We start from the raw sequence: 10,966 nt of genomic DNA, 5'->3' as shown, positions 1-10,966 counted from the left end.
ATTTTATACGGACAATGGTCTTTTAATGGGCTATTTTTCTTACTAAGAATACAGACTTTGTACTGTTTTTCTCCGGTGGTCACCTTGTCCACCTTGTCCACCAAGTCTTGTCCTTGTAAGGGGAGGGGACTGGATTTTATTATTTCGCTGTGTTCGCCAATCCTTCCCAATCCTTCCCAATCCTTCGGTGTGTTCCCTGTTCGGTGTGTTCCCTGTTCCCTCAAACTAAAAAAATTTGTACCTCACGAGTATGGGAAATGATATATACCTAGTTTCGCAACAATCAAATAGGAGACTTATATGTTAAATTACAATACATTACATTGTTTACCTTCTTCAGCAGAATTACCAGATTCAGACGATACCCCAGTGGATAACGAACTACAAATTTTAATTCCCAATTTATTATTAGCGATCCTAGTCAATATTTGGCAAAAGCGAGATGATTGGTTTTTTGGGATTAATATGGGAATTTATTATACAGGAAGTAAACCTGCCATAGTCCCAGATGCCTTTTTAAGTTTGGGAGTGGAACGCTTTGTTGGTGAAAATGGACGTTCTAGTTATGTACTTTGGGAAGAAGATGGTATTCCTCCAATTTTAGCCTTAGAAATTGTTTCTCAAACCTACAATTACGAATATGAGCAAAAGAAATTAGACTATGCAGAATTAGGCATTTTATATTATGTTATTTATGCCCCTACACGCTTACGTCGCAAACGTCAACGTTTAGAAGTTTATCGCTTATTTAATGGTGAATACATCCTTCAACCAGGGGATAAAATTTGGATGTCAGAAGTAGGTTTAGGTATTGGGAAGGAACAGGGAAATTATCAAGGTAGAACGAGGGAATGGTTATATTGGTATGACGAAAATGGTAATAGATATTCTACCCAAGAGGAAGAATTGCAAGCTCTTTTAGCTAGGTTACAAGCAAGGGGAATTGACCCAAATACCTAACGGGGCGACAAAATAAGCTACAATACAGACTTCATAAGCCGCAGTTATCTTGGTCTGATTGACTTGTTACATTGTTTACACTGTCTTGTTTTCAGCCTCCTTTGTCACCCCATCAGCGGTTGGGGTGAAGTTCTCAATTAATAAGGGTCGGAATCAAACCGTCCCCGTTTTACACTCCTGAGATAGTAACCTCTGGTGGGGAGATTTCTTAAGTTGAAGGTATCACCATAGGGAACCCGCCAGATTTTATAGTCGTAATATGTTAGAGGTGTGCGGGGTTTGCATATTTCTGGGGGATGGTCTCCTAAAACGAAATATGCAGCGCCTCTACCCATGACTTTAGCCATACCAAATTTATCGACAGTCACAGATGTTTCTTCGCTAATGGCTATCCCTAAAACGCTCTTCGATACGCCATCTTGGATTTGACGGGCGATAAAAGCCATAATGCGCCCCATTCTTTTGCGTCTGTCAAAATGGGTATCAACGATGGTCCCCGTTAAATGACTCCAGGGGAAAAAGTTGTAAGTAAAAGTGATGTCTCGGTAGGGGTCTTCGAGAGCTTCTCTGGTTTCAATACCTTCTTGGGAGGAAGCGCAAGCATCATAGACATAATCACTTTGAATCATCGCCCCGGCGCTGGTGCCGCCAATGCCGCCGCCTTTGGCATAAACTGATTTAATGGTAGCTTCTAATTTGGTATTTTTCCAGTTACGGATATACTCACATTGGTCGCCACCTGCAAAGAAAATTACGTCCGCATTTTTGACTTTTTCGATAATTTCGGATTTATTCGCATCCTGTCGGTTACTAATTACCAGAGTCTCTACATATTTGACTCCCTGCATATTATAAATTAAGCGATTGTAATCATCACTACCGGAAGTGCGAAGTACGACAACATTAACTTTGGTGGAGTAGCTAGTTGATCCCCGGACTTGATGAATCATCCACTGAATGGCTTCTTCTACATCTGGACCGCCTCCACCTAAAATATGCACAGGCCCTGCTAAGGGTGTGACTGAGGGGGGACGTAAATCTAAAGTTTTTTCTGGTGGGATGTCGGGGTTTAGGAATGCTATGAGGGCGGTTCCCATCTTCCTCAACATGGTTCTGATAGTCCTGAACCACTTTGCTATGCTTGGGAATACCTTGGTCATACTAAGCTGCTGGTGCAAACCACAATTATTGCTAACTCTCGCACCAAAAAGGGGGAAATTTCCAGCGTATAGGGGTTGTAATGTTTTTTTACGCGGTATAACCAGGGGTAATCTTTATTTCTCGGCGTTATTCTCGCATAATCACTGTGTAGATAGTTGGTTTTAAAGCCAGACAACTTGCGATCGCTCTTGGATGACGCGCTGATAAACTGTTTGTGTTTGCTGGGCTAATTTTGTCCAGTTAAACCGCTGGGCTAAATCCCTGTAAGCATTATCAATCAACCATTGGCGATAACCGGGATGTTCTAGAACCTCTAAAATTCCCCAAGCCAAAGAGTCGGGATTATTTACCTGGGTGACAATCCCTGTTTGCGTATGTTTGACTACTTCCGGGAAACCACCAGTATCTGATACTACTACTGGCACGCGGGAAGCAAAACTTTCTAAGGCCACAATACCAAAGGGTTCATAAAGACTAGGAAAAACAGCACAATCGGCAATGGTTTGAAATTTATCCAAGTATTTATCAGAGAGAAAGCCGGTAAAATAACACTTGTCCCAAATTCCCAACTCCCCGGCTTGATGCTGGAGATGGTCGGTATTTCCCCCACCAATAATTACGAATTTAACGTTACCACCCATTGACCACAACACCTTGGGCGCAGCATTAAGTAATACAGACACACCCTTCTCGTATGTCATGCGACCCACATAATAAACAATTTTTTCATGGTCGGCGGCAAATTGGCGGCGAAACTCTTGGGGATGAAAGCTTTCGTCGTGTTGTTTCTTTTCTGGTCGAATACCGTTATAAATGATATCTATTTTGTCTGCAGGACTGTATAAGGCTTGTTGTACCTCTCGCCGCATATAGTCTGTACAGACAATAATTCGCCAAGCGTTATAGGCTAGTAAATATTCTTTGTGATGAATATAACCTTGAATAGGCGTGTGAATACCGTTATGTCGCCCGTATTCAGTGGCGTGGATGGTAGCAATCAGGGGGATTTTAAAGTTATGCTTTAAAGCGATCGCCGCATCTCCTACCAACCAATCATGAGCGTGAATTAAATCAAACGGTCCTTCCTCCAGAATTAGTTTTCCAGCGTGATCTCCCATACTTTGGTTAAGATTACCTACCCAGTGGAAAAAATCGCGACTTTGTGCAACTGGTACCCGATGCACCTGTATACCTTCAACCAGCTCATACATCGATGCTTGAGCAAACTCTGCGGTAATCAGGTAAATTTCATGTCCTAACTTTACCAGTTCCGGATATAACTCCGCCACATGGCGGGAAATTCCCCCCACTAACCTCGGTGGAAATTCCCAACTTAGCGCCAGTATCTTCATTTATGAAACTCTCCAATAGCCTAATTTATCTACAAAGACCAACATAGTAATTGTAGTGAGTATATTTACTAATTTTTTGGATAGAGCCGATAAATCAAGATAACACAACCAGAGGAAGAGGAGAAAAGACTTTCTGATGTTTAGGATACTTTTAATTTCCACATTTCTTGACTTTGAGTGTAAATGAAACTGCTAAGTGACAGCTTTTGTGCAGATGGTATGATTCCCATGAAATTTTCTTGTGAAGGTCAAGGTATTTCTCCTTCACTTAAATGGGAAGATGTCAGCATTCAAACCCGTAGCTTTGCCTTAATTGTGGATGACCCCGACGCTCCCAATCGCACATTTGTACATTGGGTTCTCTTTAACTTACCCCCCCAGACCCGGAACTTACCGGAGGGGATACCCACAGAACCCTTGCTAGCAGGGGGTGGGATCCAGGGTAAAAATGATACTGGACAATTGGGCTATACTCCCCCTTGTCCACCCAGTGGTACCCATCGTTATTTTTTTAAACTTTACGCCCTAGATGCGCCTTTAGGGCTAGATTTTGGCATCACCAAAGCAGAATTAGAAGCAGCGATGGCAAATCATATTTTGGCAACAGCCCAATTGATTGGACGTTATCAAAAGCAACATTAAAAGCTAATTACTACGTATAAATACTAAAAAAAATAGAGACGTTCTCACAGAACGTCTCTACACAGGTTTTAATTGTGGAGCATATTGCAGGGTTTTCTTTAGCCCTGGTCTAAACGCAACACAGCCATAAAAGCCTCTTGGGGTACATCCACAGTTCCCACAGATTTCATCCGTTTTTTACCCTTTGCTTGCTTCTGTAAAAGTTTCTTCTTGCGGCTAATGTCGCCACCATAGCACTTAGCTAACACATCTTTGCGTAAAGCGGGGATGTGTTCACTGGCTATGACTTTACTACCGATCGCTGCTTGAATTGGCACTTTAAATTGATGGCGGGGAATCAGTTCTTTGAGTTTTTCCGCCATTGACCGCCCCACACCATAGGCTTTATCTCGGTGTACAATCATCGCTAGGGAATCAACGGGGTCGCCGTTAATCATAATATCCAGCTTCACCAAGGGATTTTCCCGGTAGCCGATGAGATGATATTCCATACTGGCATAACCCCGCGATCGCGACTTCATTTGATCAAAAAAGTCAGTGACCACCTCCGCCAAAGGTAACTCGTATGTCAGGGTAGTACGTCCTTGGGCCAGATATTTCATATCCTTGAAAATACCCCGGCGATTTTGGGACAGTTCCATCAAGGTGCCGACGTAGCCTTCTGGCGTAATCATTTCTACTTGAACGTATGGCTCCTCTATTTTTTCCCGGTCGTTGGGAGCCGGTAAATGGCTGGGATTATCTATATACAGTTCTTCACCTTTGTTAGTGACTACACGGTAAACAACTGAAGGGGCTGTAATAATTAAATCCAGGTTATACTCCCGCTCTAAACGTTCCTGGACAATTTCCATGTGCAGTAACCCCAAAAACCCACAACGGAAGCCAAAACCCATGGCGCTAGAAGTTTCCGGTTCATATTGCAGAGCTGCATCATTGAGTCCCAGCTTTTCTAAAGCCTCCCGCAGGTCTTCAAACTGGTCAGCATCAATAGGGAACATCCCACAAAATACCATGGGTTTGGCTTCTGTGTAACCTGGTAATGCGGCTGGGGCTTTAGCTTTAGATAGGGTAACTGTGTCCCCCACTCGCGCATCAGCTACAGCTTTAATGGCGGCGGCAAAATAGCCTACTTCCCCGGCGTGGAGTTCTTCAACTTGCTTTTCATTGGGAGACAGTACACCTAACTCGTCAACGACATATTCTTTACCTGATGCCATCAAGTAAATGCGATCGCCTTTTTTAATGCTCCCATCCATCACCCGGAAATAAACAATTACCCCCCGGTAGCTATCGTAATAACTATCAAAAATCAATGCTCGTAAGGGTGCGTCTGTAGTGTCTTTTGCCGGTGGTATGCGCTCTACTACCGCTGCCAAAATTTCATTAATGCCGATTCCTTCTTTCGCCGAAGCCAGAATCGCACCACTACAATCTAAACCGATAATTTCTTCAATTTCGCTAATTACCCGCTCCGGTTCTGCTCCTGGTAAATCAATTTTGTTTAAAACCGGAATAATTTCTAAGTCATGTTCTAGAGCCAGATAGAGATTAGCCAAAGTTTGCGCCTCCACACCTTGAGACGCATCCACCACTAACAGCGCCCCTTCACAGGCTACAAGGCTCCGGGACACCTCATAAGAAAAATCCACATGACCCGGAGTATCAATTAAATTCAGGACATATTCCTGACCATCCTTAGCCTTGTAGTTCATCCGGGCAGCTTGCAGCTTAATGGTAATGCCGCGCTCCCGTTCAAGATCCATGTTGTCCAGGAACTGTTCCTTCATTTGGCGCTCATCCACAGTCCCAGTAGCTTGTAACAAGCGATCGGCGAGGGTAGATTTCCCGTGGTCAATGTGAGCAATAATACAAAAATTGCGAATGCGATCTGCGGGAACGTCAGTCATATACTATCTTTGCTGAAGCAGCAATCAAGGTTAAACAAGAAATTTACTTCATATATTTTAATCCTTTCTTAGCCAAGACGCTGTTGCCGGAGAGTGAAGAATATATATTAAAGTCTATTTAACCTGATGGGATTGACGAACCAGTACCCTACAATAAATATATATTCAGTAAATCATCTAGAAATCGTGGGGGGTTACACTAGCTAACTGCCTATAACTACTGATTTACACAGCACAAATTCTGGAGTTGTTGTTTAGGGAGTTGATCACATTTACCATTCAAAAGCAAATGCTGTTAATCTGGCGTTATTTTCGGTAACTATCTCACTATAAATGCAAATTGCTCCAATGGTAGATCATCAGCCCTCGACAAAGCTTGAGAGGTAAAAATCTCTGAGTATATAAACCTATGAATATGAAAGAGAAACCTACCGAAGGTGAGCATCAACGCACCAAGAAGGTAGAAGTCGCCGTCCACTTGGACTCGGAGTTAGTAGAACAAATTCAGCACTTAACCAATGACCCCAGTAAAGTCATTGAGGTAGCCATTCGTCAATGGTTGCGGGGTGAGGCCTCCAGGGATGATGAACTCACACGCAACCATCGGCGCGTACCCGTCCCCCCCCGGGGTGAGTGGAATGACTGAAAATAAACAAGGTGTAAATCAAACATGAAGAAAACGTAAAGTTTGTCACTATTGGTGCAAAAAAGGCCAAAATACCCAATGTAAGGATGCCAAAGCTGTAATAATTTACCCCCAATTGTTTCACCAGGGGCTTGGGCAAAACTGCTTTGAGGTGCCATTTGTCTATCCAACTCGATTAATGACTTTTACTGCTAACTCCCAATTGCCGGATTTATTTCCCCAGAATCTGGAAGGTTCCCCTAATCACACTGATGGCTGTATGCCAACTCTAAGTTCAGAGTTGGTATACACTCAAGATGGGACAGGACGCTACGTAACATTTTACTGTCAGCATAGCGAACTGTTGGGCTTAAACCCTAAGCAAATAGTTAATCAAAGTCATGAGGACAAGGTTTTTGTCCCAGTAGATAATGGCGCTTATTTGGAACGCTTACACCGGATTTTAAATACTTTGGTGCCGGAAAAGTTCCAATGCTGGTTTAGCTGCTGTCAAAAATTACTCGAGTTCGAGTTGGTAATTTCCCCTATGATCCCACCATTGGGAACTGCTGCTACCACAGTTTTAGTCATGGGAAGATTCTTACAAGTGGCTGGGAGGAAATCACCCGCTGAAGATTTAGCTGTAAATGTAGTGGGTCATCAAGTCCGCACACAACCATACCATAAGCTGGTAAATAAAATTACCAGAAATATCCGGCGGACATTGGATTTAGATGTGATTTGGCAACAAACAGTTGACAGTTTAGGCAAAACCCTAGGGCTAGAGCGTTGCATTATCTGTCCTTACCACCCCTCTAGTTCTAGAGTCCAGGTCATAGCCGAGTATCACCACCCAGAGCGAGCTTCGATGCTCGGACGGGAAATAGATGTAACTTCTGAGCCAGCTTTTGCCAAGGCCTTGGCCACCCTAAAACCTGTTGTCATGGAGATGTCCCGGTATAATCTGTGTCACCCGGACAAAATCTTAGTGGTGGCTACTTGCTATCAAGACCAAGCTAATGGACTAATTGCCATCACTATTAAAGATGAATTTCACCCCTTGACAGATGCAGAACTAGAATTAGCCAAAGAGTTTGCTGATCAGTTGGGAACTGCGATCGCCCATGCTACCCTATATAAAGAACTAGAAGCAGCCCGTCAAAAAGCCGAAGCAGCCTCCCGCCTCAAAAGCGAATTTCTCGCTAACGTTTCCCATGAAATCCGTACCCCCCTCAACGGTATGATTGGCTTTTTAAAGCTGATTTTGGAAGGCATGGCAGATGATCCTCAAGAACAACATCAGTTTATTTGTGAGGCTCATTATTTATCAATACATCTACTCCATATTATCAATGATATCTTAGATATAGCCAAAATTGAAGCCGGCAAAATGGAGCTTGCTTGCTCCGCGGTCAAACTCAATGATCTATTTCAAGATGTAGAAAATTTTGTGCGCCCCCAAGCAGAGTCAAGAAACTTGAGTTTCCAAATGCAGATGCTCCCTACTTCTGATGAGATTATTGTCCATGGTAATTACCAAAGGTTACTACAGGTCATGCTCAACTTGGTGAATAATGCCATCAAATTCACCCAAGAAGGGAGTATTAACGTCAGTGCTGATTTAGTCTTGAAAAAGGCGAAATTTCAAAATCAGGAATTTCCCGGAATGGTCAGGGTAAAAGTAGCTGATACAGGTATCGGTGTTTCCCTGGATAAACAAGATAAACTCTTTCAATTATTCTCCCAGGTAGATGGTTCACGTACTCGCCAGTACGGTGGTACAGGTTTGGGACTAGTCATATCCCAGAAACTCATAGAAGCCATGGGTGGCGAGGTACATTTTTACAGTCTGGGGGAAGGACTAGGTTCAACAGTCACATTTACAGTACCTCTCTATCAACAACCTGTTTTAGTTGCTGCTGATGTTAACATCTCCCCTTTCTGAAAAGATTATAAATGTTGTGGTATCCACCATCCAGCATCCAGGGGTTCAAAACCCCTGTCTAATAGCAGAAGTCGGATAAATCCGACTATATTTGGGCATAATTGTTAAGGTCGTTGAGAATATCCAGGGGTTGAAAACCCGGACTTCTAGCTAAGTTATCTTAGAGGATGTTTGATAAGTTTTATCAGGTGATTTTAGACACTTCTTGATCCCCCCTAACCCCCCTTCTCAAGGGGGGAACTAGAGTCAAAGTCCCCCTTCTCAAGGGGGATTTAGGGGTATCTAAAAATATTAGATACACCATGAGGGACTTTTCAAACATCCTCTTAGATTATCTGTGACCATTTGAGAAGTCGGCGATCTTAACCACCCCACAGATCCCCGACTTTTACCTAAAGATAATCAAATACATGAGATTCTAGTCAGATTTATCTGACTTTAGCTTTGAGACGGGGGTTTCTAACCCCAGGCTCCCCTGGGTGGCGATCTGCTTGCAGCAGCGCTTCGCTATCGCCCCACAGATACCGGAGTGCTGAAACTAAATTATACTAGATTATCTGTGCTCATGTGAGAAGTCGTCGATCTTGCAGCTACAGTGAGTTTAAAAGCCTAATTGCTCGTTTATAATCAGCGGTACGACCTTGAGTGAGGAATAATTCCGCTGCTCTTTGGAAGTTTTCCCTGGCTTTGTTGATGTCTCCTAGATTACGGTAAACAAGACCGCGATTACCGTAAGCATCAGCATCATTAGGATTAATCCCAATAGCTTGGTTGAAATCAGCCAATGCTAAATCCCATTTTTGCAGGTCAGCGTAAACAACACCGCGATTGTAGTAAGCTTGAGCATAATTAGGATTAATCCCAATAGCTTGGGTGTAATCAGCCACAGCTAAATCCCATTTTTGCTGGTTATCGTAAACAACACCGCGATTGATGTAAGCACCAGCATCATTAGGATTAATCCCAACAGCTTGGTTGAAATCAGCCAATGCTAAATCCCATTTTTGCAGGTCAGCGTAAACAACACCGCGATTGATGTAAGCACCAGCATCATTAGGATTAATCCCAACAGCTTGGGTGTAATCAGCCAATGCTAAATCCCATTTTTGCAGGTTATTGTAAACATTACCGCGATTGATGTAAGCACCAGCATCATTAGGATTAATCGCAATAGCTTGGTTGAAATCAGCCACAGCTAAATCCCATTTTTGCAGGTTAAGGTAAACATTACCGCGATTGTTGTAAGCTTCAGCATAATTAGGATTAATCCCAATAGCTTGGTTAAAATCAGCCACAGCTAAATCCCATTTTTGCAGGTCAGCGTAAACAACACCGCGATTGATGTAAGCTTCAGCATAATTAGGATTAATCGCAATAGCTTGGGTGTAATCAGCCACAGCTAAATCCCATTTTTGCAGGTTAACGTAAACATTACCGCGATTGTAGTAAAAAGCAGCATCATTAGGATTAGACTGATTTTGACTGTAAAATTCTGGGAATCCTTGACTGACTACCGGGGAGTTTTTTGCAGATGTCCACAGAGTTTTGGGTAAAAACTCAGATTTAGCAGCAATGATTCTTTGGTATTTTTCTGTTTCTTCAGGTGTTAACCCCACAGTGGTAATGTTCTCCACACAACCGGGATAGGGAATTGAGGAACACATCAACCTGTGTGGATTGGTTTTAGTTTGACTCCAAGTGGGGGTAGAACTGAGGATCAATGTTATTGTTGTTAAGGCGACGGCGCTGGTTAATGCTGGTAGGTGCATAGGTTTTAACCTTTTATGGGTGGGGGGATAATTTCAGCAGTTACGGAAAATACATCAGCATCTGACTCAAGTGTATTTTATATTATTTGTCTATTTTTTGGTTAAATTATTACAGATAAGGGAAATATCTTTGAATTTCCGCAAACAATCCTACTCTGTTAAAGGGTTTGACCCCCCCACCGCAGGGATTGGGAGTTAGAAAGGAAAGCAAACAAACACAAGATTATACAACAGCGATCGCCCCACAGATCCCCCATAGATCCCCGACTTCTAGCTAAGTTATCCTAGACTATCTGTGATGATCTAAGAAGTCGGGGATCTTAACCACCCGACATCTGATTAACAATATTCATAGTTTCCACACTCACCCTACACACCCGCATCAACAAATCTATCACCTGTTCCTTGTAGTCTGCAAACCGGTAAGTATTAAACTTTTCCGCAATAGTCGGGTCTTTGGATTTCTTCTCTTTATATTGATCTAAAATCCACTCCAAGGCGGAACGATTGCCTAACATATATTCCCATGCTATACTGGGTATACCTTGTAATGTGGTTACATCATCTAAGATGATAATCCCTTTGGTTTTATCAGCTTTTAA

General features: G+C 42.8%; 9 protein-coding genes. 4 read left to right on the top strand and 5 right to left on the bottom strand.

Annotated elements, in window-relative coordinates; all coding sequences use genetic code 11:
* Positions 1 to 300 precede the first annotated feature (300 nt).
* Positions 301 to 960, top strand: a complete 660-nt coding sequence (locus tag NWP22_RS10995) for a Uma2 family endonuclease (RefSeq protein ID WP_271734969.1) — start codon at positions 301 to 303, stop codon at positions 958 to 960.
* Positions 961 to 1,097: 137 nt separating this feature from the next.
* Here the strand turns inward: NWP22_RS10995 and NWP22_RS10990 are convergent, their stop codons facing one another.
* Together NWP22_RS10990 and NWP22_RS10985 are read right to left on the bottom strand one after the other, a co-directional pair.
* Positions 1,098 to 2,069 carry a cyanophycinase gene (locus tag NWP22_RS10990; RefSeq protein WP_417006620.1) on the bottom strand — a complete coding sequence of 324 codons (972 nt, stop codon included), beginning with the start codon at positions 2,067 to 2,069 and terminating at the stop codon, positions 1,098 to 1,100.
* 213 nt (positions 2,070 to 2,282) lie between these two features.
* A complete protein-coding gene (locus tag NWP22_RS10985) occupies positions 2,283 to 3,473 on the bottom strand; it encodes a glycosyltransferase family 4 protein (protein WP_280801880.1) in 1,191 nt (396 codons plus the stop codon).
* A 183-nt stretch (positions 3,474 to 3,656) separates the two neighbouring features.
* Here NWP22_RS10985 and NWP22_RS10980 point away from each other — a divergent pair, with 183 nt between their 5' ends.
* Entirely contained in the window at positions 3,657 to 4,115 is a 459-nt protein-coding gene (locus NWP22_RS10980) for a YbhB/YbcL family Raf kinase inhibitor-like protein (RefSeq protein WP_280801879.1), read from the top strand.
* Positions 4,116 to 4,213: 98 nt separating this feature from the next.
* On the opposite strand, the gene lepA is transcribed toward NWP22_RS10980, so the two are convergent.
* Positions 4,214 to 6,025 carry a translation elongation factor 4 gene (lepA, locus tag NWP22_RS10975; protein WP_271734974.1) on the bottom strand — a complete coding sequence of 604 codons (1,812 nt, stop codon included), beginning with the start codon at positions 6,023 to 6,025 and terminating at the stop codon, positions 4,214 to 4,216.
* 409 nt (positions 6,026 to 6,434) lie between these two features.
* Here lepA and NWP22_RS10970 point away from each other — a divergent pair, with 409 nt between their 5' ends.
* Together NWP22_RS10970 and NWP22_RS10965 are read left to right on the top strand one after the other, a co-directional pair.
* Positions 6,435 to 6,671, top strand: a complete 237-nt coding sequence (locus tag NWP22_RS10970; protein WP_271734975.1) for a hypothetical protein — start codon at positions 6,435 to 6,437, stop codon at positions 6,669 to 6,671.
* Positions 6,672 to 6,849: 178 nt separating this feature from the next.
* Complete coding sequence (locus tag NWP22_RS10965) at positions 6,850 to 8,595, top strand: ATP-binding protein (RefSeq protein ID WP_280801878.1); 1,746 nt, start codon at positions 6,850 to 6,852, stop codon at positions 8,593 to 8,595.
* 590 nt (positions 8,596 to 9,185) lie between these two features.
* Here NWP22_RS10965 and NWP22_RS10960 read toward each other — a convergent pair.
* A complete protein-coding gene (locus NWP22_RS10960) occupies positions 9,186 to 10,364 on the bottom strand; it encodes a tetratricopeptide repeat protein (RefSeq protein ID WP_280801877.1) in 1,179 nt (392 codons plus the stop codon).
* Between the two features lie 320 nt (positions 10,365 to 10,684).
* The coding region (locus NWP22_RS10955; RefSeq protein WP_342393875.1) for a type ISP restriction/modification enzyme at positions 10,685 to 10,966 on the bottom strand (282 nt) is incomplete at its 5' end.

It is taken from the genome of Anabaenopsis tanganyikae CS-531, from assembly GCF_029891675.1.
GTDB classification, from domain to species: Bacteria; Cyanobacteriota; Cyanobacteriia; order Cyanobacteriales; family Nostocaceae; genus Anabaenopsis; species Anabaenopsis arnoldii.
The sequence above is the reverse complement of the archived record's forward strand: the minus strand, read 5'-3'. Positions and strand labels throughout refer to the sequence as shown.

Coding starts and splice junctions, on each gene's coding strand:
- NWP22_RS10995 (WP_271734969.1), top strand. CDS start 301: ATGTTAAATTACAATACATTACATTGTTTACCTTCTTCAGCAGAATTA.
- NWP22_RS10985 (WP_280801880.1), bottom strand. CDS start 3,473: ATGAAGATACTGGCGCTAAGTTGGGAATTTCCACCGAGGTTAGTGGGG.
- NWP22_RS10960 (WP_280801877.1), bottom strand. CDS start 10,364: ATGCACCTACCAGCATTAACCAGCGCCGTCGCCTTAACAACAATAACA.
- lepA (WP_271734974.1), bottom strand. CDS start 6,025: ATGACTGACGTTCCCGCAGATCGCATTCGCAATTTTTGTATTATTGCT.
- NWP22_RS10990 (WP_417006620.1), bottom strand. CDS start 2,069: ATGTTGAGGAAGATGGGAACCGCCCTCATAGCATTCCTAAACCCCGAC.
- NWP22_RS10970 (WP_271734975.1), top strand. CDS start 6,435: ATGAATATGAAAGAGAAACCTACCGAAGGTGAGCATCAACGCACCAAG.
- NWP22_RS10965 (WP_280801878.1), top strand. CDS start 6,850: ATGACTTTTACTGCTAACTCCCAATTGCCGGATTTATTTCCCCAGAAT.
- NWP22_RS10980 (WP_280801879.1), top strand. CDS start 3,657: ATGAAACTGCTAAGTGACAGCTTTTGTGCAGATGGTATGATTCCCATG.